The organism is Pseudomonas algeriensis (genome assembly GCF_048847255.1).
Classification (GTDB): Bacteria; Pseudomonadota; Gammaproteobacteria; order Pseudomonadales; family Pseudomonadaceae; genus Aquipseudomonas.
The window spans coordinates 28631-51459 of sequence record NZ_JBKKRK010000022.1 but is presented as its reverse complement, the minus strand read 5'-3'; the positions used below and the strand labels follow the sequence as shown (position 1 = coordinate 51459).

At 60.5% G+C, this 22829-nt stretch carries 20 protein-coding genes and 4 tRNA genes; 8 read left to right on the top strand and 16 right to left on the bottom strand.

Going from position 1 to position 22829, the window contains the following annotated elements; translation table 11 throughout:
- The first annotated feature begins 287 nt into the window (after window positions 1-287).
- The 5 genes from ACLK1G_RS23950 to ACLK1G_RS25875 all read left to right on the top strand — a co-directional run bounded on the left by ACLK1G_RS23950 (window position 288) and on the right by ACLK1G_RS25875 (window position 2478).
- Window positions 288-363, top strand: a tRNA-Asn gene (locus ACLK1G_RS23950).
- Window positions 364-370: 7 nt separating this feature from the next.
- Window positions 371-447, top strand: a tRNA-Pro gene (locus ACLK1G_RS23945).
- 5 nt (window positions 448-452) lie between these two features.
- Window positions 453-528 (top strand) — tRNA-Lys (locus ACLK1G_RS23940).
- Between the two features lie 94 nt (window positions 529-622).
- Window positions 623-699, top strand: a tRNA-Pro gene (locus ACLK1G_RS23935).
- A gap of 153 nt (window positions 700-852) precedes the next feature.
- The gene (locus tag ACLK1G_RS25875) at window positions 853-2478 is read left to right on the top strand and encodes a methyl-accepting chemotaxis protein (RefSeq protein ID WP_489685936.1); all 1626 of its coding nucleotides are present in this window, start codon (window positions 853-855) and stop codon (window positions 2476-2478) included.
- A 60-nt stretch (window positions 2479-2538) separates the two neighbouring features.
- Here the strand turns inward: ACLK1G_RS25875 and ACLK1G_RS23920 are convergent, their stop codons facing one another.
- The 3 genes from ACLK1G_RS23920 to ACLK1G_RS23910 form a co-directional block, all read right to left on the bottom strand.
- Window positions 2539-3837, bottom strand: a complete 1299-nt coding sequence (locus tag ACLK1G_RS23920) for an NAD(P)/FAD-dependent oxidoreductase (protein WP_420767624.1) — start codon at window positions 3835-3837, stop codon at window positions 2539-2541.
- 69 nt (window positions 3838-3906) lie between these two features.
- Window positions 3907-4080 (bottom strand): DUF3094 family protein, encoded by a 174-nt coding sequence (locus tag ACLK1G_RS23915; RefSeq protein ID WP_039593877.1) that lies wholly within the window; start codon window positions 4078-4080, stop codon window positions 3907-3909.
- A gap of 88 nt (window positions 4081-4168) precedes the next feature.
- Window positions 4169-4795 carry a DUF1780 domain-containing protein gene (locus tag ACLK1G_RS23910; protein ID WP_030140261.1) on the bottom strand — a complete coding sequence of 209 codons (627 nt, stop codon included), beginning with the start codon at window positions 4793-4795 and terminating at the stop codon, window positions 4169-4171.
- Between the two features lie 144 nt (window positions 4796-4939).
- Here ACLK1G_RS23910 and ACLK1G_RS23905 point away from each other — a divergent pair, with 144 nt between their 5' ends.
- Window positions 4940-5626 carry an energy-coupling factor ABC transporter permease gene (locus ACLK1G_RS23905; RefSeq protein WP_420767623.1) on the top strand — a complete coding sequence of 229 codons (687 nt, stop codon included), beginning with the start codon at window positions 4940-4942 and terminating at the stop codon, window positions 5624-5626.
- Window positions 5627-5635: 9 nt separating this feature from the next.
- Here ACLK1G_RS23905 and yacG read toward each other — a convergent pair whose 3' ends face one another.
- From yacG to pilB, 5 genes are read right to left on the bottom strand one after another with little or no spacing between them, the layout of a single operon-like run.
- Window positions 5636-5842 carry a DNA gyrase inhibitor YacG gene (gene yacG / locus ACLK1G_RS23900; protein WP_030140256.1) on the bottom strand — a complete coding sequence of 69 codons (207 nt, stop codon included), beginning with the start codon at window positions 5840-5842 and terminating at the stop codon, window positions 5636-5638.
- Entirely contained in the window at window positions 5839-6462 is a 624-nt protein-coding gene (coaE, locus tag ACLK1G_RS23895) for a dephospho-CoA kinase (protein ID WP_420767622.1), read from the bottom strand. The genes yacG and coaE overlap by 4 nt, the downstream gene beginning before the upstream one ends.
- A complete protein-coding gene (locus ACLK1G_RS23890) occupies window positions 6462-7331 on the bottom strand; it encodes a prepilin peptidase (RefSeq protein WP_420767621.1) in 870 nt (289 codons plus the stop codon). Before ACLK1G_RS23890 ends, coaE begins: the two co-directional genes overlap by 1 nt.
- Window position 7332: 1 nt before the next feature.
- The gene (locus tag ACLK1G_RS23885) at window positions 7333-8550 is read right to left on the bottom strand and encodes a type II secretion system F family protein (protein ID WP_420767620.1); all 1218 of its coding nucleotides are present in this window, start codon (window positions 8548-8550) and stop codon (window positions 7333-7335) included.
- A gap of 2 nt (window positions 8551-8552) precedes the next feature.
- Window positions 8553-10253: a type IV-A pilus assembly ATPase PilB gene (pilB, locus tag ACLK1G_RS23880; RefSeq protein WP_420767619.1), complete on the bottom strand. Its 1701-nt coding sequence runs from the start codon at window positions 10251-10253 to the stop codon at window positions 8553-8555.
- Between the two features lie 225 nt (window positions 10254-10478).
- Between pilB and ACLK1G_RS23875 the strand changes: the two genes are divergently transcribed.
- A complete protein-coding gene (locus tag ACLK1G_RS23875) occupies window positions 10479-10910 on the top strand; it encodes a pilin (protein ID WP_420767618.1) in 432 nt (143 codons plus the stop codon).
- A 306-nt stretch (window positions 10911-11216) separates the two neighbouring features.
- Window positions 11217-11570, top strand: a complete 354-nt coding sequence (locus ACLK1G_RS23870) for a BON domain-containing protein (RefSeq protein WP_420767617.1) — start codon at window positions 11217-11219, stop codon at window positions 11568-11570.
- A 317-nt stretch (window positions 11571-11887) separates the two neighbouring features.
- Here the strand turns inward: ACLK1G_RS23870 and ACLK1G_RS23865 are convergent, their stop codons facing one another.
- The 8 genes from ACLK1G_RS23865 to panB form a co-directional block, all read right to left on the bottom strand.
- A complete protein-coding gene (locus ACLK1G_RS23865; RefSeq protein WP_420767616.1) occupies window positions 11888-12187 on the bottom strand; it encodes a DUF2845 domain-containing protein in 300 nt (99 codons plus the stop codon).
- 1 nt (window position 12188) lies between these two features.
- Window positions 12189-15122 (bottom strand): DUF748 domain-containing protein, encoded by a 2934-nt coding sequence (locus tag ACLK1G_RS23860; RefSeq protein WP_420767615.1) that lies wholly within the window; start codon window positions 15120-15122, stop codon window positions 12189-12191.
- Between the two features lie 118 nt (window positions 15123-15240).
- On the bottom strand, window positions 15241-16257 hold the full coding sequence (locus ACLK1G_RS23855; RefSeq protein WP_420767614.1) for a class I SAM-dependent rRNA methyltransferase: 1017 nt from the start codon (window positions 16255-16257) through the stop codon (window positions 15241-15243).
- A 215-nt stretch (window positions 16258-16472) separates the two neighbouring features.
- On the bottom strand, window positions 16473-18410 hold the full coding sequence (gene acs / locus ACLK1G_RS23850; RefSeq protein ID WP_420767613.1) for an acetate--CoA ligase: 1938 nt from the start codon (window positions 18408-18410) through the stop codon (window positions 16473-16475).
- Window positions 18411-18601: 191 nt separating this feature from the next.
- Window positions 18602-20266: a glucose-6-phosphate isomerase gene (gene pgi, locus ACLK1G_RS23845; protein ID WP_420767612.1), complete on the bottom strand. Its 1665-nt coding sequence runs from the start codon at window positions 20264-20266 to the stop codon at window positions 18602-18604.
- Between the two features lie 284 nt (window positions 20267-20550).
- On the bottom strand, window positions 20551-20931 hold the full coding sequence (panD, locus tag ACLK1G_RS23840) for an aspartate 1-decarboxylase (protein ID WP_003228271.1): 381 nt from the start codon (window positions 20929-20931) through the stop codon (window positions 20551-20553).
- Between the two features lie 214 nt (window positions 20932-21145).
- Window positions 21146-22006, bottom strand: coding sequence for a pantoate--beta-alanine ligase (gene panC / locus ACLK1G_RS23835; RefSeq protein WP_420767611.1), 861 nt, complete (start codon window positions 22004-22006; stop codon window positions 21146-21148).
- Window positions 22003-22803 (bottom strand): 3-methyl-2-oxobutanoate hydroxymethyltransferase, encoded by an 801-nt coding sequence (gene panB, locus ACLK1G_RS23830; protein ID WP_420767610.1) that lies wholly within the window; start codon window positions 22801-22803, stop codon window positions 22003-22005. Before panB ends, panC begins: the two co-directional genes overlap by 4 nt.
- Between the last annotated feature and the right edge of the window lie 26 nt (window positions 22804-22829).

The following is a 22829-nucleotide window of genomic DNA, read 5'->3' as shown; positions in this document are numbered from 1 at the left end:
CCTTGCCTTGCGAGGCCATTTTTTTCATCAGGCCGTTGAACTCAAAGGAAAAGACTTGTAAAGTGCGCCCCGCAGTACGTCACCCCAAGGGCGACTTCTCTTTGGGAAGGAACCTAAAATAAGTTGCAAATCATTGTCTTGAAAGCAATTTAAGGGGTTGACAGAGGTTACGAAGATTGTAGAATAGCGCGCCTCAGACACACGAACGCAGCGATGCTGACGGGTAGAAGAGGTTGAAGCTGGCTTCAATGTTGTAGCTTCAAATAGCAGTAACTTGAAATATCAGTTCCGTGATAGCTCAGTCGGTAGAGCAAATGACTGTTAATCATTGGGTCCCAGGTTCGAGTCCTGGTCACGGAGCCATTTCAATCGGGGTATAGCGCAGTCCGGTAGCGCGCCTGCTTTGGGAGCAGGATGTCAGGAGTTCGAATCCCCTTACCCCGACCATATTTGGGTCGTTAGCTCAGTTGGTAGAGCAGTTGGCTTTTAACCAATTGGTCGTAGGTTCGAATCCCACACGACCCACCATTTTTGAAACCAGTTCGCTGGAATCGAATCTTAAGATCAGAGGCCAAAAGCGCTGATCGAGGAAGGCGACTTGCGAAGGTCGCCTTTTTTTTACCGGGGTATAGCGCAGTCCGGTAGCGCGCCTGCTTTGGGAGCAGGATGTCAGGAGTTCGAATCCCCTTACCCCGACCATATTAAAAATCCTCGTATCGAAAGATACGGGGATTTTTTTTGCCTGCGGTAAAGCCGATGACTTCAAGTCGTCGTACAACCTGCCGATAACCCGCCAACAGGGCAAGCATCGATCGCCCACCTTCAGGCCAACAACAAGAAAAGGCGCCCGACATGTTCCTTCGCCAACTGAATATTGCCCGCCGCGCCGCGCTGGGTTTTGCCTTGATCGCCGTCCTGGTGGCGCTGCTCGGGGTCTTTGCGCTGGGACAGATGTCGAGCATTCGCGACAGTGAGGTCGCGGTGGAAACCCAGTGGTTGCCCAGCATCCGTGGCGGAGACGAGATCCGTGAATTGATGCTGCGCATTCGCACCATTTCCCTGCGCATGGCCTTGGACCAGGACCCGAAAAACATTGCGGTGTATCGCGGCCAGATGGATGCCCGCGATAAAGAACTGAGCGAAAAAATCGCCAGTTACGACAATTTGGTCGTCACGCCGGAAGGCAAGGCGCTTTACGACCAGTTCAAACAGACTTTCGCCGCCTATCGCTCGGGTATCGCCCAGTCGTTTACCTTGGCGGAGCAGGGGCGTCGGGATGAGCTGATCAAGCTGTTGCTGGTGGACATGAAAACTGTGGTGGACGGTTCGGGCAAACAGCTCAATGATCTGGCGGAATTATTCTCCAAGCAGGTGTCGATCGAGAGCCAGAAGTCCCAGGAGCACTACGTCAATTCCCGCATGATCGTCAGCCTGTTCATTGTGCTTGCCGCCCTGGCTACGGTGGCCCTGGCCATGTTGCTCACGCGCAGCATCGTCAAGCCCCTGGGCGAGGCGCTGAATGCTGCGCAGAGCGTAGCCCGGGGTGACCTGACCCGGCCGATCGAGACCCATGGCAACGATGAAGTCAGCCGTTTGCTCATGGCGCTGGCGGCCATGCAGCAGAATCTGCGTGAGACGTTGCAGGGCATCAGCGGCTCGGCCGCGCAACTGGCCACGGCAGCCGATGAGCTGAACGCCGTCACGCTCGACAGTACCCACAGCCTGCAGCAGCAGAACAACGAAATTGAACAGGCTGCCACTGCCGTCACCGAGATGACCACCGCCGTGGAGGAAGTCGCGCGCAACGCCGTTTCAACCTCCGACGCCACCCGCCAATCCAGCGAATCGGCGACGTTGGGGCAGGAGCGGGTCAGCGACACCGTCGACGCCATCAGCGCGCTCGCCAACGATGTTCAGGTTACCGGGGGCCTGGTGCAGTCACTGGCCAGCCAATCCCAGGATATCGGCAAAGTGCTGGATGTGATTCGGGCCATTGCCGAGCAGACCAACTTGCTGGCCCTTAACGCGGCCATTGAAGCGGCCCGGGCGGGAGAGAGCGGGCGGGGGTTTGCGGTGGTTGCCGACGAGGTGCGGGCGCTGGCGTATCGCACGCAGCAATCGACCCAGGAGATCGAGCAGATGGTCCAGGGCATGCGCAACGGTGCCACCCAGGCGCTGGATTCCATGCAAGCCAGTTCCAGCCGTGCGGCGAGCACCCTCGCGATGGCGGAGCGGGCAGGGGAAGCGCTGCAAACCATTACGGCATCGGTCAGCGAGATCCATGAGCGCAACCTGGTCATCGCCAGTGCCGCCGAAGAACAGGCGCAAGTGGCTCGCGAGGTTGATCGCAACCTGGTGAATATTCGCGATTTGTCCGTGCGCTCGGCTTCCGGCGCGGATCAGACCAGTGCCTCCAGCCATGAATTGTCGCAGCTTGCAAACTCGCTGCGCACGATGGTGCAGCGGTTTCAGGTTTGATTGACGACTAAGTGCTGGACGGGCGGTGTTCCCACGCGAAGCGTGGGAACGATCGTCATGTCAGTGCAGTTTCAACCGTGGCTCGGTCCCACGCCCGATCTTGCTACCCAGCATCAGCATCGCGGTACGGAACATCCCGTACAGCGCCATCTGGTGCATGCGGTACAACGACACATAGAACATCCGCGCCAGCCAGCCTTCAAGCATCACGCTGCCGGTCAGGTTGCCCATCAGGTTACCCACCGCCGAAAAGCGCGACAGCGAGATCAGCGAGCCGTAGTCAGTGTATTTGTATTCAGGCAAGGCCTTGCCCTCGATCCGCAACTTCAGCGATTTAGCCAGCAGCGAGGCTTGCTGATGCGCTGCCTGGGCGCGGGGTGGGACGTTGCGGTCGCTGTCCGGTTGCGGGCAGGCGGCGCAGTCGCCGAAGGCAAAGATGTTGTCGTCGCGAGTGGTCTGGAGTGTCGGCAGCACCTGCAGCTGGTTGATCCGGTTGGTCTCCAGTCCGTCGATGTCCTTGAGGAATTCTGGCGCGCGGATCCCGGCGGCCCAGACTTTCAGGCTCGCGTCGATCACTTTGCCGTCCGCCGTAATCAAGCTGTCGGCAGTCACCTGGCTGACGGAGGCGTTGGTCATGACATTCACCCCAAGTTTTTCCAGGGTTTTGTGCACTGGCCCGCCGATCCGCTCTGGCAGTGCCGGCAAGACCCGTGGGCCCGCCTCGATCAGGGTGATGTGCATGTTCTCCGGTTTGATCCGGTCCAGGCCGTAGGCATGCAGTTCGTGGGCGGCGTTGTGCAGCTCGGCCGCCAGTTCAACGCCGGTCGCACCGGCGCCGACGATCGCAACGCTGATGCGCTCGATGGTATCGGTCTGCCCGGCGTGAGCGCGCAGGTAGTGGTGAAGCAACTGCTGGTGGAAGCGCTCGGCCTGCTTGCGGGTATCGAGGAACAGGCAATGCTGCGCCGCGCCCTCGGTGCCGAAATCGTTGGTGGTGCTGCCCACCGCGATCACCAGCGTGTCGTATCCCAGCTCCCGGGCTGGCAACAGCTCGACGCCCGCCTCGTCATAGGTGGCGGCCAGTTGGATTCTCTTGTTCTCGCGATCCAGGCCGCTCATGCGCCCGAGCTGGAACTCGAAGTGGTTCCATTTCGCCTGGGCCACATAGTTGAGTTCGTCTTCGGAGGAGTTGAGGGAGCCGGCCGCTACTTCGTGGAGCAACGGTTTCCAGATGTGGGTCAGGTTCGCGTCGACCAGCATCACACTGGCCGTGCCACGCTTGCCCAGGGTCTTACCCAGACGGGTAGCCAACTCCAGACCGCCGGCGCCGCCGCCAACGATGACAATACGATGGGTCATGGGGATATCTCGCAAGGCTAAAGGAATTCGGTGCCGTTACCTGCGCGAGCGTCAATGACAAAAAGCGGCTCATAGCGTCAGGTAACTGATCAATCGGCTCAACAGGCCCAGGCCAATCGTGATGGCCAGTACCACCACCAGGAGCATCCACGGCCGGAAAGGCCGGCGCTCGACTCGGTGCTGGGACAGTTGCAGGTACTCTTCGACATGCTTCTGGTCATCTGGGTTCAGGCGGCTGGTCATAAAGGCCTCGTCAGGTAGACGTTGCGGAATGTGAAGACGTTACAGTGTCTGGCTATCCGGCGTATACAGCCCTGAGACGACAAGCGAATCACAGGCTGATCCCCACGTCGAAGACAATGCTGCGGCCCAGGTTGCCTCGCAGGAAGTCCGGCGCATCGGGGTGGGCGAACAGCACCCGGGCGAACGTCGGCCCCACCAGCGACAGCGAGCGCCAGCCCTGGCGCAGGTATTCGGTCGGCGGTGGGAAGTGGCTGTTGAGGTCCAGGACTTCGCGCTTGAGGCTGGCGAACGCGATGATGTCCAGTTCGCCCAGGTCCATGCCACGCTCGGTGTAGTTATGGGCTTTCTTGCGTAGGGTCGGTGCCAATCTCATCAGAAACTCATTGGCGGGAATTCGTCGGGGCTTGGCCTCGCGCCGCACCAGTTGGCTCAGTGAGAAGGCACTACGACGACGCTGCAGTTCATCGCGCCATTCGTCATTGAGACGACGGCCCTCGTCGAGCACAAAAAATACTTCGAAATTGGCGTCGCGAAATAGCACATCCGGCGGCTCTCCGGCCGGAGCGAATTCGTCGGCGCGATAAGGCACGTTGAGCCCTTGCAACAGGCGCTGGCAGACCCACCGCTCACGCTCCCATTTGCGGGCGTTGGAGAGAAAGGCGTTGGCCTGCTCGGCCGCGATGGTCAGCAGGCGTAAATAATCGGAATCATCCATGAACCCAAGCTTAGCGTTCAATTGCTACAAGCCCAAAGCGTTGCGTTGATTAATGGCGTCCCGTGGGGAGGTGTAGACTGCCAGCTTGAATCTCGGGGCGACCACGGGGTCTGTGTTGCACGGGCATGCCAAAGGAGTAGATCGATGATCGGAGCCGAATTGCTCTCGTCGCAGACCTTGGTGGCCGGCTGGCTGATCTATGTGCCGGCGCTGGCCTGGGCGGTGGCGCGTGCTCCGTGGGTCGAGCTGTTTACCGACGGTCGTCGCCAGCATCTGTTGTTCGGCACGGTGTTCGCGCTGTTCATGTTGTGGCTGGTGCGACGAGACTTCGACACGGGCGTTTCGTATCACTTCATCGGCCTGACCGCGGTGACTCTGCTGTTGGACTGGCCGCTGGCGATCCTTGGTGGCTTGTGCGCGCAGCTCGCGCTGGTGCTGCTGGGCCGTCAGGACATGATGGCGGTCGGCATCAACGGCGCGCTGTTGGTTCTCCTGCCAGTGCTGATCACTGAGTGTTGCGCGATCCTGGTGGAGCGTGCCCAGCCGCGCAACCTGTTTGTGTATATCTTCTGCTCGGGGTTCCTGGCTGCCGCGCTTTCGGCGCTGGTCTGCCTGCTGCTGGGGCTGGGCCTGCTCTGGCATGACGGCATATTTGCCATGCCTTACTGGCTGGGGGATTTCATCGGCTACCTCTGGCTGATCATTTTTCCCGAGGCTTTCATCAACGGCATGGTGGTCAGCGCGTTGGTGGTGTTCAGCCCCGAATGGCTGGAGACTTTCAACCGCACGCGCTACCTGTCGGCACCCTGGAACGACGACGACAAGCCTTGATTGCGCTGTTTAATGGTGGGAACGAGGGTTGAAGTCTTCGCTGAACAACTCATCCTCGGCATCCGGGGCCACGGGGATCTTGTGTTCTTCCGACGCCCAGGCGCCCAGGTCGATCAGCTTGCAGCGATCTGAGCAGAATGGCCGGAATTTACTTTCAGGGGTCCACTCGACCGGGGCGCCACAGGTTGGGCAATCGACGATGGGGGGTTGGCTCATGGTTGGCCTCCACGCAAGGTAAGGTAAAAGTGATGCAGGCGCTCGACCTCGCTGTGCAGCCAAGTGAGATCGCGGTCGTTGACCACCACATCGTCGGCATGGTTCAGGCGGTCCTGACGGCTTGATTGGGCCTTGAGGATCGCCTGGACCTGCTGTTCGCTGGTCTGGTCGCGCTGCAAGGTGCGTTCGATCTGCAGTTGTTCAGGCGCGTCGATCACCAGGATCCGCTGGGTCATTGCGTATTGTCCCGACTCGATCAACAGCGGTGACACCAGGATCGCGTAGGGCGATTGGGCCTGCCCCAGATGATGGGCAATTTCCTCGGCAATCAGCGGGTGCAGCAGCTTTTCCAGCCAACGACGCTCATCGGCATTCTCGAAGATCAGCGTGCGCAGCGCCGAGCGATCCAGCGCGCCGTCTGCCTGCAACACGCCAGGGCCGAAGTGCTCGGCAATGCTTGCCAGTGCCGGGCGTCCGGGTTCGACCACCCAGCGCGCCGCATGATCGGCATCGATCGCGTGCACGCCCAGGTCGATGAAGTGCTGGGCGGCCGCGCTCTTGCCGCTGCCGATGCCGCCGGTCAGGCCGAGAATCCAGGGTTTTTTCGCAGGGCTGTTCATTAGAAACCGACTGACTGCCAATAGAAGTCGGTTATTTGACCACCCCAGAGCAGCGCAATCCAGCCGGCGATGGCCAGATAGGGGCCGAAAGGGATTTGTGTCGAGGCCGGCGCGTCCCGCATGCGCAGCACAATAATGCCGACGACGGCGCCCACCAGCGAGGACAGCAACAGCGTCAGCGGCAAGATTTGCCAGCCCCCCCAGGCGCCCAGCATCGCCAGCAACTTGAAATCGCCGTAGCCCATGCCTTCCTTGCCGGTGATCAGTTTGAAGACCCAGAACACCGACCACAGCGCCAGATAACCCGCCACCGCGCCCCACAATGCCTGGTTCAGCGAGACGAACAGCTCGAAGCTGTTGACGATCAGCCCCAGCCACAACAACGGCAGTACGAGGGTATCGGGCAGCAGCTGATGCTCGGCGTCGATCAGGCTCATGGACAGCAGGCCCCAGCTCAGCACCATCGCCATCGCGGCGTGCCAGCCGAAGCCGAAATGCCAGGCAACGAAAGCCGACAGCGCGCCGCAGGCCAGTTCGGTCAGTGGGTAGCGCTTGCCGATGGGCGCGGCGCAACTCGAACAACGGCCGCGCAACATGAGGTAGCTCAGCAGCGGAATATTTTCCCACGCCCGGATACGGTGGCCGCAATGAGGGCATTGGGAATGAGGCAGCATCAGGTTGTAGACCGGGCCAGGGGCTTGCGTCGGCAGGCCCAGCAGGTCCTGGGCTTGCAGGCGCCATTCACGGTCGAGCATCTTGGGCAGGCGCCACACCAGCACATTGAGAAAGCTGCCGACGATCAGCCCGAGCAGCAATGCGGTCAGCATGAAAGCCAATGGGTAAAGCACGAAGAATTCGCTCAGGGGCATGTCAGATCGCAGAGCCGAGTTGGAAGATGGGCATGTACATGGCAACCACAAGGCCACCGACCACCACCCCCAGGATTACCATGATGAAGGGTTCCATCAGGCTGGTGAGGTTGTCCACCAGATTATCCACCTCGGCTTCATAAAAACTCGCCACCTTGTCGAGCATGTCATCCAGCGCGCCTGATTCTTCGCCGATGGCGGTCATCTGAATCGCCAGGTTCGGGAAAACGCCGGAAGCGCGCATTGAAAAATTCAACTGCATGCCGGTCGAGACATCCTGCCGGATGCGTTGTACCGCGCGCTTGAACACTACGTTGCCGGTGGCGCCCGACACGGAATCGAGGGCTTCGACCAACGGCACGCCGGCCGCAAAGGTCGTCGACAGCGTACGGGCGTAGCGAGCCACGGCGGACTTGTACATCAAGGTGCCGATCAAGGGCAGCTTGAGCAGCCATTTGTCTCGCCAGTCACGAAATGCCTGGGAACGCTTGAGCGCATATTTCACGCCGAAGAACCCACCCACCAGCCCGCCCAGCAACATCCACCACCACTCTTGCAAGAACTCCGACAAGCCGATGACCATCAGCGTGAAGGCCGGCAGCTTTGCGCCAAAGCCTGCGAATACCGACTCGAACTGCGGCACGACCTTGATCAGCAGGATGCTTGTGACCACGGCGGCAACGGCGATCACCGCGGCAGGATAAGTCATGGCTTTCTTGATCTTGGCCTTGAGGGCCTCGCTTTTTTCCTTGTAGGTCGCGACGCGGTCCAGCAGCGTGTCCAGGGCACCGGCCTGCTCACCGGCATCTACCAGGTTGCAGTACAACTCGTCGAAATACTGGGGGCATTTGCGCAGCGAGGCGGCGAAGCTGTTACCGGCGGCGACCTCCTGCTTCACCTCGTCCACCAACTTGCGCATATTCGGGTTGTCGAAGCCCTCGCCAATGATGTCGAACGCCTGCAACAGCGGCACCCCGGCCTTGAGCATCGTCGCCATCTGGCGGGTGAACAGGGCGATGTCCAACGGCTTGATGCGCTTGCCCTTGCTGAATATCGAGGTGGACTTTTTGCGAACCTTGCCCGGGTTGATGCCCTGCTTGCGCAACTGTGCCTTGACCAGTGCCGGGCTTTGGCCGGTCAGTTCGCCGGACATTTTCGTGCCTTTGCGGTCTTTGCCTTCCCACGTGTACACGTCGGTTTTTACTGCCTTGACCGCCATGTTCAATCCTTGGTGACCCGGTTGATTTCTTCGAGGCTGGTGATGCCTTGCATCACTTTGAACAGCCCCGAGGTGCGCAAGTCGTTAAAGCCGTCCTTGCGCATCTGCAGGTCGATTTCCAGGGAGTTGCCCTCGGCCATGATCAATCGTTGCAGCTCTGGCGTGTTCTTCACCACTTCGTATACCCCCACGCGACCTTTGTAACCGCTGTTGCACTGTTCGCAACCGACCGGCTCATAGATCGTGAATGAGCCGATGCGTTCCCGGGGGAAACCCTCTTTGAGCAGGGTTTCCTCGGGAATCTCGATGGTTCTCTTGCACTGTGCGCACAGCTTGCGCGCCAGGCGCTGGGCGATGATCAGGTGGACCGCCGTGGCAATGTTGAAGCCGGGGATGCCCATGTTCTGCAGGCGGATCAGTGTCTCGGCGGCGCTGTTGGTGTGTAGGGTGGACAGCACCAGATGCCCGGTCTGGGCGGCCTTGATGGCGATTTCGGCGGTTTCCAGGTCACGGATCTCGCCGACCATGATCACGTCCGGGTCCTGACGCAGGAACGAGCGCAGGGCATGGGCGAAATCCAAGCCCTGGCGCGGGTTCACGTTGACCTGGTTGATGCCTTCCATATTGATTTCCACCGGGTCCTCCGCCGTGGAGATATTGATGTCCACGGTGTTGAGGATGTTCAGGCCGGTGTAGAGCGACACGGTCTTGCCCGAGCCGGTCGGCCCGGTCACCAGGATCAACCCTTGTGGTTGCTTCAGGGCTGTCATGTACAGGTCTTTCTGTTCCGGCTCATAGCCCAGGGCATCGATGCCCATTTGCGCGCTGGAGGGATCGAGGATCCGGATCACCACTTTTTCCCCCCACAGCGTGGGCAGGGTATTGACCCGGAAGTCGATGGACTTGGTCTTCGACAGGCGCATCTTCAGTCGACCGTCCTGGGGTTTGCGTCGCTCGGAAATGTCCAGGCTCGCCATGACTTTCAAGCGCGCGGCAATGCGGTTGGCTAGCTGGATGGGAGGCTTGGCGACCTCCCGCAGCATGCCGTCGGTACGCACCCGCACCCGGTAGGTTTTCTCATAAGGCTCGAAGTGCAGGTCGGAAGAGCCGCCTTTGATCGCGTCCAGCAGCATCTTGTTGACGAAACGCACGACCGGCGCATCGTCGCCGTCCTGCCCCGCGATTGTGTCCTGCTTGCGGTCGTCGATCGACTCGATGTCCAGGCCGTCGAGATCGACGTCGGCCATGCCCTCCAGGCCGGTGCTGCTGGATTCGAAGAATTTTTCGATGGCATCGCTGAGCTTGTCGTCTTCCACCAGGATGGCTTCGGTGGTCAGGCCGGTGCTGAACTGGATGTCGTTGATGGCTTGGTGATTGGTGGGGTCGGAAATGCCCACATAGAGCTTGTTGCCGCGCCGCCACAGCGGCAGTACGTGATGCTGGCGCACCAGTTTTTCGCTGACCAGGCCGGCGGGCTGGTTGTCTTTGTCTAGGCTGTTGAGGTCCAGCAGGGCGATACCAAAATGCTCGGAGGCGATTTCCGCCACCTGGCGGCTCTGGATCAGTTTGTTTTGCACCAGGTAGCTGACCAGGGGCACTCGGTTGCGCTGGGCCTGTTGAAAAGCCTGCTGCGCGCTTTGTTCGGTGATCAGTTCAGCCAACACCAATTGCTTGGCCAGGCCGCTGAGGGCGATGTCATTCATGGGGATACCGGACGCGGACTGTTCATGATTTATAGCCTAGTCAAGCATCGGTGGCTGACCAGCGATCAGAGGTGACAAAAAGCGTCAGATAGTGCGGCTGTTGGGGTAGAACGTTGATCTCATGCGGCAGGGAAAGCCTGGGCTGGTGGGGCTTCCAGGGTTGGCATGTGCCCTGCAATGACCGTTTCAGGTCATGAGATTTCGACTCATGCACGGGAGATGTCTATGAATAAGCAAAAGGGTTTTACACTGATCGAGCTGCTGATCGTGGTGGCGATCATTGGGATCCTGGCGACGTTTGCGTTGCCGCAGTACTCGAAGTACCAGGCGCGGGCGAAGGTGACGGTCGGGCTGGCGGAAGCTTCTTCATTGAAGGTGCCGGTTGAAGACCTTCTGAATAAAGGTACAACGCCAACCGCTGCCAACACGGGCGTACCGGCGTCGAGCAATAACTGCACGATGACCATTGGGGGTGACGCGGCCGCTGGGACGGCCAGCATCACTTGCACTATCAAAGAGGCACCTGCCTCCATCATAGGCAAGACGATCATTCTCAGCCGTGCCGGGACAGGTGCCTGGACATGTACTTCTAACGTTGCGGAAGAGTTCTTGCCTGCGGGCGGTTGCACAGCAGCGGCTGGCGCGGCAGCGGGTTGACAGTTGTTGCGAGACTAACCAAAGCCCCGCATCAGCGGGGCTTTGTCATTTAGCGGAGGTAAATCTTCAATATCGAAATAACCTCGGTAATTCATGAGCTTAGCAATCCGGCAAAACCCGCATGTTGCATGTACCAAATCCCTCGGTCATGCAATTTGCATGATTATGAAAATAACCGCTTCGCTTAACTTATTGATTTATAACTACTTTCACGTTGTTTCAAAACTGGCACAGCCTTCGCACTACTCCTGACAACCTGCCGCGATGCAATTTCGGCAGTTTCTGAGAAAAACAGGAGTTACTCGTATGAAGAAGTTCGCTATCACTGCCGCTGCTGCCACTGCACTGACCCTGACCATGGCTAGCGCTTTCGCCGAGACCACTCAAGCAACTCAGGCCCCGATGATGCTGGCTGCGGGCGAAGTGACAGAGGCTAAGGAAGACGTTTCCGATACCTGGATCACCACCAAGGTCAAGGCCGACCTGGTGACCGAGAAAGGCATTCCAGGCTCCGACATCAAGGTTGAAACCAACAAGGGCGTCGTGTCCCTGTCTTCGACCGCTGTGTTGAGCGATGCCCAGAAAGACACCGCCGTCGCGATCGCCAAGAAAATCAAAGGCGTACGTGATGTGTCGGCCGATGGCCTGAAATCCGAGTAAGGCAAGGCTTCTCGCCTGGACGGGAGAAGGCGCGGCAAGCGGGCTGTGTTTTACGCTTGCCGATGCTTTGGAGTTCATGCGAAAGGCCACATGGACGTGGCCATTACAGGCCCCCGGCATTCGTGCCGGGGGCCTGTTCTATTTTGGGAAGTAGAGAATGTGAGCCAGTCAGGGAAACCGGGTAGTCCCTTTCGCGAGCAGGCTCGCTCCCACATTTGATCGCATTCTTCCAGAAACAACCCGGCCCCTGTGGGAGCGAGCCTGCTCGCGAAGGCGTAGGCACTGTCGCTGCAGATACCCTGGAATAGCCCAACCAATCACCGCCCACGCTTGCTGGTAATCTCCACCAGCCGATTCCTCTCGAAGCGCAAGTACTGGTACATCCCGCTACGGGGTCCGTAAGTCCATTCCTCCACCGGATACTCCTCCCGGCGGTTGACGCTGCGTTTGTAGCCCAGATCATCACGCGCTGCAGGCTGTCCACATTTTTGCAGCACCTCGCTCGTACGATCACCGATGCTGATCAAATGGCTGCCACAGCGCAACGTATTGGCGGCTGTGGCCTGGCCCGCTGCCAATAGCAGCAGACTCAGGCTGAATCCGTACCAATACTTCATTTCATTCCGCATCCAGATGCATTGGCGTAATGACGGTGCCGTCCTTTTCGGCCTGGCCCAGGCTGGCGTCAATGAAGTACACGCGGTCATCGGCCAGCTTGCCCTTGTCCACGAGGAAATCCTTGATGCTGCTGGCCCGCTCCTGGCCCAGTTCGCGCAACAGTACATCACTACCGCTCCAGAACTTGATGACGCCTTCACGGAGCTTGTCGATGCGGGCCTGTTTGTCCAGTTGCGTCCATTCAGCCGGTGGCTGGGTCTTCAGGCGGGTGCGGTAGATACCTTCCAGCAGCGGGGCTTTTTCGTCTTCCGGTACTTGCAACAGGGAAGCCTTGGCCGGGACTTTATCGCCTCGGCGCTGCAGTATCTTGTAGTAGTTGTACTGATATTCGCGTTCCAGGCGCTGGGCAGCGAGCAGCGGGCCGTCGCTGCTCTGGGCGGCGGTGCCCTCGATCTCCAGGCGCAGTTCCGGACGTTTGCCCAAGGCCTCGGACAACTTCAACAACACGCTTTCGTTGTCCTGGCTCAGGTCGCTTGACCCGGGGGCGAACGCCACGCTGCCCAAGTCTTCCGAACCGCCGCCGGCCACCAGCCCGCCGATGAGCTTGAACGGTGCCTGGGCAGCGCGGACCACCAGGTTGCGCAGGGTTTGCCAGACGATTGGCATCACGCTGAACTGCGGGTCGTTGAGGTTGCCGGAGACCGGCAGTTCAATGGAGATCCTGCCCTCGGAGTCCTTGAGCAGGGCGACGGCCAGCTTCAGCGGCAGGCTCACGGCGTCCGGGCTGTCGACCTTTTCGCCCAATTGCAATTGCTCGACCACGACTTTGTTGTCGGCCTGGAGCTGGCCCTTGGTGATCCGGTAATGCAGGTCGAGGTTGAGCCGGCCCTTGCGGATGCGATAGCCGGCGAACTTGCCGGAGTAGGGCGTCAGGGTCGTCAATTCGACCCGCTTGAAACTGGTGGCGATATCGAGACTGGCCATCGGGTCGAAGGGGTTGACCGCGCCCTTTATGGTCACCGGTGCGTAGCGGTCGACCTTGCCTTTTACGTCCACGGTGGCGGGCTTGGCCTGGCGGCTGTCGATGGTGCCGATCTCTCCGTTGAGCTGCTGGATGGCCGTGGCGAAGTTCGGCGTCAGGCTGAAGTCGGCAAAATTGGCCGAACCGTCATTGATCGCAATGGCTCCGACGTGAATGCCCAGCGGCTTTTCCTTCGATGCCGGTTTGGCCCCGCTGTTCTTGGCCGTGCCGTCGGCGGGTTGCGGGATCAACAGGTCGTCGACGTTGGTGGTGCGATCGTCATTGATCATGAACCGCGCGTAGGGTTGGAGCAGATTGACCTTGGCGATCGACAGGCTGTCGCCATGCTGGTAGTTGAGGCCCTGGAGTTCAAGGCGTTGCCATTTGAGGAAGTCGCGGGTCTTGAGCGTATCGAGGGTGTGCAACTGGTCGACCTGGGCGCGGCCGGTGACGGCCAATGCCAACGGCTCGGTGCTCTTGAGATCCACCACCAGGTCGCTGCCGAGCATCCCGGAGCGTAGCTCCAGGCGAATGAACGGGTTGATGTAGGCCTGGGCGACTCGCAGGTCGATGTCCTGGGTCTTGACGTTGAGCTTCGCGGTGACCGGGTTGAGGTTGACCACGCCATCGGCAAGTACCTTGCCCTGCTTGCCCAGCCCGGTATCCAGCTTCAGGTTGAAGGGCGAGCCGTTGAGGGTGTCGTAGTTTTGCAGGTCGAGGTTCAGTGGGCCAACCTCCAAGGCTACGGGCGGCTGTGCCTGACGGTCGGCCAGGTGCACCTGGTAATCGCGCAACTGCACGTCTTTGAGCAGCACTTGCCACGGTTTGCTGGGTGCTGTCGGCTCAGGCTTGGGCGAGTCGGCGGCTGCCGGGGCCGAGGCGGGTTCGGCCTTGACCTGCGGTTTGGCTGGCTGGCTGGCGAAGAGCTTCTGCCAGTCCAATTGTCCGTCCGCTTCCCGAGCGGCCCAGGTTTCCAGCTTCTGACTGCGGATCTTGCCGACGATGACCTGCTGCTTCGCCAGGTCCACGGAGGTTTCGCTTACGTCCAGGCGCTCCAGCCGTGCCAATGGACGGCCGTCAGGCGCCTTCATGGCGAACGGCGCGACGCTGACCGCTGCGTTGCTGAGCAGCAATTGCGTCCCCTGGGCGAGGTTGAGCTTGTAGTCGGTGCTGAGGTTCAGCACGCCGTTTTCCAACACCAGGGGCACCGCGTCACGCACGTAGGGCCACCAGGCTTTCATCTGTCCATCGGTAATTTTCAGCGTGCCCTCGGAGGCAATTGGCGCGAGGCTGAAATTGCCCGTCCAGTCGATCTGCCCACCCTCGGGGCCCGCGGCCACCAATGTCATGTCTGCGCTGTCGTCGGGCAGGGTGCTGAGGTTTTTCAGCTCGAAATCGAGGGCGTCGTACAAAAACTCGATGGGCTCGCTGGGGCGCAGGTCCTGGAAATGCACGTAGCCGCTGGCAAGCCTGACCCGATCCACCCGCAGGGGAAACGGCTTGGCATCCGGATCGGCCGGGGTCGGCTCGCTGGGTGGCAGTTTGAACAGGCCCAGCAGGTTCAATTGGCCGTCCTTGGCGAACAACACTTCGGTCTTGGGCTTGTCCAGTTCGATGTCCGCCAGGTGCAGGGCGCCCGTCCACAGGCTGTCGACTTGCAGGTTGGCGTAGAGGCGTTCGAAGCCGACCTGCTCCTTGCCCGGCTCGCCGACGATCAGGCCCCACAAGGTCAATTCAAGGCTGAAGGGGTTGAGTTCGATACGCTGGATCTGGGCCGGCACCGTGGCGTGGGCGGCCAGTTGCTGATTGACGATGCGCAGGGCGATGCCCGGCAAGATCAGGAAACCCATCAGGCTGTAGAGGGCCAGTGCGGTCAACAGGGCGCCGAAAGCGCGAATCAATCCTTTGGGCATGTGTGGCTTCGTCTGGTATGAATCGGAGTGCCTTGGAGTATGGCATGCGTTTACGGTTCCGAAGCCACTGTGTTTTATGAGATTTGTCCGTTTTTTTGGTGGGATCGCTGAGGCGTGCTCAGAATTGAAGAATCAGCGTTTTGAGCGGTGGCTGTAGGTCCCGCGACGGGAAATCGTCGCCGGGCGCCAGCACGCTCCACTCGCGGACCGGGCGACCAGCCTTTTGCGCACAACGCAGGACTTGTTCACGCCAGCCCTCCATGGGCACTTTCGCCAGGTTGTTGCAGCAGATCAGCACGCCATCGTCGGCGGTAGCGAGCAGCGCCGGCTTGAGCAGGCTCTGGTAGTCGCGCAATAAATCGACGGTGCCGAATGCGCTCTTGGCCCACGCGGGTGGGTCGAGGAGCACCAGATCGTACTGGCGCTGTTCCAGGCGCACGTAACTCGGAAGTTTCTGTCCGCGCCGTTGGCTGACGGGCAGGCCGGCCAGTTGGCGGATCGCTGGAAAATAATCCGATTGCACGAATTCCATCGTCGGCAGCTCGGGATTGAGCAGGCCATTCTCGCGGCCCACCGCCAGATTGCCTTCGGCAAAGTCCAGGTTGCAGACCTCCCGCGCCCCGCCGGCCGCCGCGCTGAGCCCTACACCACAGGTATAGGCAAACAGGTTCAGCACGCTTTTGTTCCGGCTATGCGCCTTGACCCAGCCGCGCGCGTTGCGCAAGTCGAGAAACAACAACGGATCCTGCCCGGCATGGCGGCCGCGGACGCGGTAGTTCAAACCCCACTCATGCCCGACGAGGTCTTGCAGGGCGGCCTCATCGGCCTGGTAGACGCTGTCCTGACGGTCGATACGCGAATTGCCCCGGGAGCGGTCGTTATAGACCAGCAGGGTGTCGAGGTTCAGGTGTTCATTGACGATGCCGTGCAGCTGCAGCAAGGGTTCCAGTTCCAGCGACTGATGGAAACTCTGCACCAGCAGTTGCGGGCCATAGCGGTCGACGGTGAGGCCCGGCGCGCCTTCCTGGCTGCCGTGGAACAGGCGATAGCAATCGGTGCCTTGCTGGTGCAGTTGGTCGAGCAGGGCCTGGCGCTGGTCGAGGGCGGCGCGCAGCGCCAGATTCAAGGAAGACATGCCGGGCGCGCCTTAGAGAAATGAGGCGCGGGAGTTTAGCAGTTATGGATACTCGGGTATTGTCTGCAGATTTGCGTCAGGCAGCGCTTTTTGTGGCGAGGGAGCTTGCTCCCGCTGGGGTGCGAAGCGCCCCCTTTTTCAAAGGGGCGATAGCGATTGCGTCTGCTGCGCAGCCGAGCGGGAGCAAGCTCCCTCGCCACGGGGTTTATGTTGTCTCAGCGGTTCAGGCGTTTGTCGATCAAACCCTCCACCACGCTCGGGTCGGCCAGGGTCGAGGTGTCACCCAGGCTGTCGAGCTCGTTGCAGGCGATCTTGCGCAGGATCCTGCGCATGATCTTGCCTGACCGGGTCTTCGGCAGCGCCGGCGCCCACTGGATCAGCTCCGGCTTGGCGAAACTGCCGATTTCCTTGCTGACATGGGCCAGCAGCTCTTGCTTCAACGCGTCGTTGGCCTCGACGCCGTCCATTGGCGTGACAAACGCATAGATGCCCTGGCCCTTGAGGTCGTGGGGATAACCAACGACGGCCGCCTCGGCGATGTTGTCGTGCAACACCAGCGCGCTTTCCACTTCGGCGGTGCCGATGCGGTGGCCCGAGACGTTGATGACGTCGTCGATACGTCCGGTGATCCAATAGTCGCCGTCTTCGTCGCGGCGGGCGCCGTCGCCGGTGAAGTAATAGCCGGGGTAGGGTTTGAAGTACGTATCGACCATGCGTTGATGGTCACCGTAGACGCTACGAATCTGTGCCGGCCAGCTGGATTTGATCGCCAGCACGCCACTGCCCGGCCCGCTGATCTCCTTACCGGTCTCATCCAGCAGCACCGGCTGCACGCCGAACATCGGCCGAGTGGCGCAGCCCGGCTTGAGCCTTGGCGCGCTCACCAAGGGGCTGAGCATGATGCCGCCGGTTTCGGTCTGCCACCAGGTATCGACAATCGGGCAGCGCTGCTCGCCGACGACGTTGAAGTACCATTCCCACGCCTCGGGGTTGATTGGCTCACCGACGCTGCCGAGCAATCGCAGGCTCTTGCGAGACGTTTCCTGCAAGGGGGCGGCGCCTTCGCGCATCAGGGCGCGCAGGGCGGTCGGCGCGGTGTAGAAGATATTGACCTGGTGTTTGTCGATTACCTGCCAGAACCGCGAACTGCTCGGGTAGCTCGGCACGCCTTCGAAGATCAGCGTGGTGGCGCCGTTGGCCAGCGGGCCGTAGACAATATAGCTGTGGCCGGTGACCCAGCCGACGTCGGCGGTGCACCAGAACACTTCGTTGTCGCGGTAGTCCAGCACGTACTTGAAAGTCATCGCGGCTTGCAGCAGATAGCCGCCGGTGGTGTGCAGCACGCCCTTGGGCTTGCCGGTGCTGCCGGACGTATAGAGGATGAACAGAGGGTCTTCAGCGTCCATCGGCTCGGGCGGGCAATCGTCGCTCACTTCATGGGTGGCCTGGTGATACCAGAGATCACGGCCTTCGACCCAATCCACCTCGCCCTGGGTGCGCTCGACCACCAGCACGGTGCTGACGTTCGGGCAGCTTTGCAGCGCCTTGTCGACATTACGCTTGAGGGGTATGAAGCGCCCACCGCGTACGCCTTCGTCGGCGGTGATGACGGTGCGGCAGTCGGCGTCGAGGATCCGGTCGCGCAGTGAATCCGGCGAGAATCCACCGAACACCACCGAATGCACCGCACCGATGCGGGTGCAGGCGAGCATGGCGTACGCCGCCTCCGGGATCATCGGCATGTAGATACATACCCGGTCGCCTTTCTTCACCCCACGGCTTTTCAACACATTGGCCAGTCGGCAAACGTGGTGATGAAGTTTGCTGTAGGTAATTTGTGCCGATTCGGCAGGGTTGTCGCCTTCCCAGATGATCGCTGTCTGATCGCCTCGGGCTTCCAGGTGACGGTCAATGCAGTTGGCGCTGACGTTCAGCTTGGCGCCGGTGAACCAACTGGCTTCGCCACTCCTGAGGTCGTAGCGCTGGACGGTCTGCCACGGCGTCATCCAGTCGAGAAAGCGCGTGGCCTGCTCGGCCCAGAAGGCGCTGGGGTGTTCGATGGATTCCTTGTAGAGCCGCTTGTACTCGTCTTGACTCAGTTGCGCAGCCCGGCGGACGGCATCGGCTTGGGGGTACTGGCTGATATCGAACATGACGGTTCCTTATTCTTGTTTTGCGACAAGATATAAAGATGCGCCCAGTGGCCGTAGGGTTCAAGTCACCCATAAGCAACTGTGGAAGCGAGCCTGCTCGCGAATGCGGTGTGTCAGTCAACTTAGGTGTTAACTGATCGACCGCTATCGCGAGCAGGCTCGCTCCCACAAAGGCAATGCAAAACCTGGGATCAGCCGCGATGACGCCCGCGGAAATAATTGATCAGGCCTTGGGTCGAGGCGTCTTCGGCCGCGCTTTCCTCGCTGCCCACCAGACGGTTGTAGACGCCTTTGCCCAGTTCCTTGCCCAATTCCACGCCCCACTGGTCGAAGGCGTTGATGCCCCAGACCACGCTTTGTACGAAGACCTTGTGTTCATACAGCGCGACCAGCGCACCGAGACGGCGCGGGCTGATGCGTTCCACCACCAGGGTGTTGCTCGGACGGTTGCCCGGGATCACCTTGTGGGCGGCCAGTTTCTGTACGTCTGCTTCGCTGACGCCTTTCTCACGTAGCTCGGCCTCGGCTTCGGCGCGGGTCTTGCCGAGCATCAGCGCCTGGCTCTGGGACAAGCAGTTGGCGTACAGCCACTGGTGATGGTCGGAAACCGGGTTGAAGCTGACGATCGGCACGATGAAGTCGGCCGGGATGAATTGGGTGCCCTGGTGCAGCAACTGATGGTAAGCGTGCTGGCCGTTGGCGCCGACGCCGCCCCAGATCACCGGGCCAGTGTCGGTGGACACCGGCGTGCCGTCCTGGCGGACGCTCTTGCCATTGGACTCCATGTCCAGCTGTTGCAAATGCTTGGTGATGTTGCGCAGGTAGTGGTCGTACGGCAGGATCGCGTGGCTCTGCGCACCCCAGAAGTTGCCGTACCACACGCCCAGCAATGCCAACAGCACCGGCATGTTCTGTTCGAACGGCGCACTCTGGAAATGCTGATCCATGGAATAGGCGCCGGACAGCAATTCCTTGAAGTTCGACATGCCGATGGCCAGGGCGATCGGCAGGCCGATGGCTGACCACAGCGAGTAACGCCCGCCGACCCAATCCCACATCGGGAAGATGTTTTCTTCGCGGATGCCGAAGGCCACGGCGGCGGCGTTGTTGCTCGACACCGCGATGAAGTGGCGATACAGCTCCGCTTCCGAACCGCCTTGGGCCAGGTACCAAGCACGTGCAGCTTGGGCGTTTTTCAGGGTTTCGAGGGTGTTGAAGGATTTCGACGAGACAATGAACAACGTGGTCTCGGCGCGCAGTTTCATCGTCAGCTCGTGGAACTCGCTGCCGTCGATGTTCGCCAGGTAATGGCAGCGAACGCCCTTATGCGTATAGGACAACAACGCTTCGGATACCAGCTGTGGGCCGAGGAAGGAGCCACCGATACCGATGTTCACCACGTCGGTGATCGGCTTCTCGGTGTAACCGCGCCACAGGCCGTCGTGAATGCGGCCCACCAGGTCGGTGATCTGGTTCAGCACTTTGTGCACGTCTGGCATCACGTTGACGCCATTGACCAGTAACTTGTCGCCGACCGGGCGACGCAAGGCGGTGTGCAGGGCGGGGCGGTTTTCCGAGGCGTTGACGATTTCTCCTTCGAACAGCGCCTTGATCGCGCCCTGGAGGTCGACTTCGTTCGCCAGGCCCACCAGCAGGTCGCGGGTCTGGGCGTTGATCAGGTTCTTCGAATAGTCGAGAAACAGGCCGCAGCTCGACAAGGTGAATTGGTTGAAACGCTGCGGATCGGCATTGAACGCTTCGCGCATGCTGAAATCCTGCATGGCTTTGCGGTGGTCATTCAGCGCTTGCCAGGCGGGCAGAGCGGTCACGTCTTGAGGAGTTCGGTAATACGCCATCGCTGCGGGTTTCCTTTTTACTTGAACGACCTTTTGTACACGAAAAATTCCGGCGCGGCTCGAAGCGGGCTTCCGGATAACTGCACCGACACGATCACCAGGCGCAGGGCGACTACAGTAAACCTCGCGTTGCGATCTGTCTTGACTTTGTCTGACAGTTTCCCGGTACTTTTTTATACAGCGGGGGATGGAAGGGGCCGACAGACGGAACGCGGTGGATCCTGATGAACCACTGTGGGAGCGAGCTCGCTCCCACACAAGTATGGTGATGCAGAGGGTTTCGGTCAGGCGACCTGAACCGGAATGGCGTTGCTGGTATGGCTCAGTTCGTTGCCCGGTGCCATGTAGAGCATGCGAGGCTTGAAGTTGAGCAGCTCGGCTTCGCTGTAGTGGGCGTAGGCGCAGATGATGACGCGATCGCCCACCTTGGCCTTGTGCGCGGCGGCGCCGTTGACTGAAATCATCCGCGAGCCTTCTTCGCCACGAATCGCGTAGGTGGTGAAGCGCTCGCCGTTATCGACGTTGTAGATCTGGATCTGTTCGTATTCACGGATGCCCGACAGGTCCAGCCATTCACCGTCAATGGCGCAGGAGCCTTCGTAATCGAGCACGGCGTGAGTGACTTCGGCGCGGTGCAACTTGGCCTTGAGCATGATGGCGTGCATGAGTGTTTCCTCTGGTCGGGTCCAAACGGCGGGCAGTTTGCCCGAAGGCTTTGGGAGCGGCAATACGGCTGGAATTTGCAAATGCAGTCTGTTGAATACCACATCCCCCTGTGGGAGCGAGCCTGCTCGAGATAGCGGTGTGCCAGTCAAAGTCGATATCAACTGATCTACCGTTATCGCGAGCAGGCTCGCTCCCACATTCGGACTGAGGTGTTCAGGCGGGCGCGTCGAGATACAGGTGCAGGTTGTCGATCAACCGTGTGGTGCCCAGGAAAGCAGCGGCCAGGATCACCAGATCGCGGTCCTCGCTCACGGCCGGACGCAAGGTCTTGGCGTGACGGATTTCCAGGTAGTCGGGGCGCAGGCCCGCGGCTTCGAGTTGCTTGAGCTGCTCATCGATCAACGCCGGATAATCCCGTTGCCCCTGCTGGATGGCTTGAGCGATCTGGCTCAGGACGCGATAGACCACGGGCGCGACGGCGCGCTGCTCGGGGCTGAGGAAGCCGTTGCGCGACGACAGCGCCAGGCCGTCCTCGGCGCGGACGGTTGGCTCACCGATAATCTGGATCGGCATGTTCAGGTCATGGACCAATGCGCGGATCACCGCCAGTTGCTGGAAATCTTTCTGGCCGAACACTGCCAGGTCCGGCTGGACCATATTGAACAGTTTGCTCACCACGGTCGCCACACCCTCGAAATGCCCCGGACGGCTGGCTCCGCACAATCCTTCGGACAACTGCGGGACGCTGACCCGGGTCTGCCCGGCCATGCCATCGGGATACATTTCCTCGACACCGGGTGCGAACAGCAAATGACAACCGGCCTGAAGCAGTTTTTCCTGGTCAGCGGCGAGGGTGCGGGGATATTTGTCCAAATCCTCGCCAGCGCCAAATTGCAGCGGGTTGACGAAAATACTTGCCACGACGAAATCGGCTCGTTGCGAGGCTTTGGTCACCAGGGCCATGTGGCCGCTGTGCAGGTTGCCCATGGTCGGCACGAAAGCGATGCGCTTGCCCTCGCCGCGGGCGCGGGCCACTGCGGCGCGGAGTTCGCGTACGGTCTTGACGGTGTTCATGCGGAGAATCCGTGCTCAGCGCCGGGAAAGGACGCAGCCTTCACTTCGGCGACATAGGCCTGCAGGGCTGCCTGGATAGAGGGTTGTCCAGCCATGAAGTTTTTCACGAATTTCGGCACGCGACCGGTGATCGACAGCCCGAGCATGTCGTGGAGCACCAGCACCTGGCCGTCGGTGGCGTTGCCGGCGCCAATGCCGATCACCGGGATGCTCACTGCCTGGGTGATTTCCTGGGCCAGTTCGCTGGGCACGCATTCGAGCAACAGCATGGCGGCCCCGGCCTGTTCCAGCGCGATTGCATCGGCACGCATCTGCCGCGCCTGGTTTTCACTGCGACCCTGGACCTTGTAACCCCCCAGGATATTCACCGCCTGGGGGGTGAGGCCCAGGTGTGCGCATACCGGGATACCACGCTCGGCCAGCAAGCGGATCGAATCGGCCAGCCACAACGCGCCTTCGATCTTGACCATGTGCGCGCCGGCCTGCATCAGCAGGGCGCTGTTGGTCATGGTTTGCTCGAGGGTGGCATAGGCCATGAAGGGCAGGTCGGCGAGGATCAGCGCATCGGTGTTACCGCGTTTGACGGCGGCCACATGGTAGGCCATGTCGGCGGTTGTCACCGGCAAGGTGCTGTCATGACCTTGCAGCACCATGCCGAGGGAGTCGCCCACCAGCAACACTTCAACTCCGGCCTCGTTGCAGGCATTGGCGAAGGTGGCGTCATAGCAGGTCAGCATGGTGATCTTCTCACCTTTCTGCTTGAGACCTTGCAGCGTGGTCAGGGTAATAGCTGGCATGAAAAAGTCCTCATTAGGCGCTCCAA

Excerpts from the sequence above, each read along its gene's own strand:
- ACLK1G_RS25875 (WP_489685936.1), top strand. The coding sequence starts at position 853 with ATGTTCCTTCGCCAACTGAATATTGCCCGCCGCGCCGCGCTGGGTTTT.
- ACLK1G_RS23920 (WP_420767624.1), bottom strand. The coding sequence starts at position 3,837 with ATGACCCATCGTATTGTCATCGTTGGCGGCGGCGCCGGCGGTCTGGAG.
- ACLK1G_RS23915 (WP_039593877.1), bottom strand. The coding sequence starts at position 4,080 with ATGACCAGCCGCCTGAACCCAGATGACCAGAAGCATGTCGAAGAGTAC.
- ACLK1G_RS23910 (WP_030140261.1), bottom strand. The coding sequence starts at position 4,795 with ATGGATGATTCCGATTATTTACGCCTGCTGACCATCGCGGCCGAGCAG.
- ACLK1G_RS23905 (WP_420767623.1), top strand. The coding sequence starts at position 4,940 with ATGATCGGAGCCGAATTGCTCTCGTCGCAGACCTTGGTGGCCGGCTGG.
- yacG (WP_030140256.1), bottom strand. The coding sequence starts at position 5,842 with ATGAGCCAACCCCCCATCGTCGATTGCCCAACCTGTGGCGCCCCGGTC.
- coaE (WP_420767622.1), bottom strand. The coding sequence starts at position 6,462 with ATGAACAGCCCTGCGAAAAAACCCTGGATTCTCGGCCTGACCGGCGGC.
- ACLK1G_RS23890 (WP_420767621.1), bottom strand. The coding sequence starts at position 7,331 with ATGCCCCTGAGCGAATTCTTCGTGCTTTACCCATTGGCTTTCATGCTG.
- ACLK1G_RS23885 (WP_420767620.1), bottom strand. The coding sequence starts at position 8,550 with ATGGCGGTCAAGGCAGTAAAAACCGACGTGTACACGTGGGAAGGCAAA.
- pilB (WP_420767619.1), bottom strand. The coding sequence starts at position 10,253 with ATGAATGACATCGCCCTCAGCGGCCTGGCCAAGCAATTGGTGTTGGCT.
- ACLK1G_RS23875 (WP_420767618.1), top strand. The coding sequence starts at position 10,479 with ATGAATAAGCAAAAGGGTTTTACACTGATCGAGCTGCTGATCGTGGTG.
- ACLK1G_RS23870 (WP_420767617.1), top strand. The coding sequence starts at position 11,217 with ATGAAGAAGTTCGCTATCACTGCCGCTGCTGCCACTGCACTGACCCTG.
- ACLK1G_RS23865 (WP_420767616.1), bottom strand. The coding sequence starts at position 12,187 with ATGAAGTATTGGTACGGATTCAGCCTGAGTCTGCTGCTATTGGCAGCG.
- ACLK1G_RS23860 (WP_420767615.1), bottom strand. The coding sequence starts at position 15,122 with ATGCCCAAAGGATTGATTCGCGCTTTCGGCGCCCTGTTGACCGCACTG.
- ACLK1G_RS23855 (WP_420767614.1), bottom strand. The coding sequence starts at position 16,257 with ATGTCTTCCTTGAATCTGGCGCTGCGCGCCGCCCTCGACCAGCGCCAG.
- acs (WP_420767613.1), bottom strand. The coding sequence starts at position 18,410 with ATGTTCGATATCAGCCAGTACCCCCAAGCCGATGCCGTCCGCCGGGCT.
- pgi (WP_420767612.1), bottom strand. The coding sequence starts at position 20,266 with ATGGCGTATTACCGAACTCCTCAAGACGTGACCGCTCTGCCCGCCTGG.
- panD (WP_003228271.1), bottom strand. The coding sequence starts at position 20,931 with ATGCACGCCATCATGCTCAAGGCCAAGTTGCACCGCGCCGAAGTCACT.
- panC (WP_420767611.1), bottom strand. The coding sequence starts at position 22,006 with ATGAACACCGTCAAGACCGTACGCGAACTCCGCGCCGCAGTGGCCCGC.
- panB (WP_420767610.1), bottom strand. The coding sequence starts at position 22,803 with ATGCCAGCTATTACCCTGACCACGCTGCAAGGTCTCAAGCAGAAAGGT.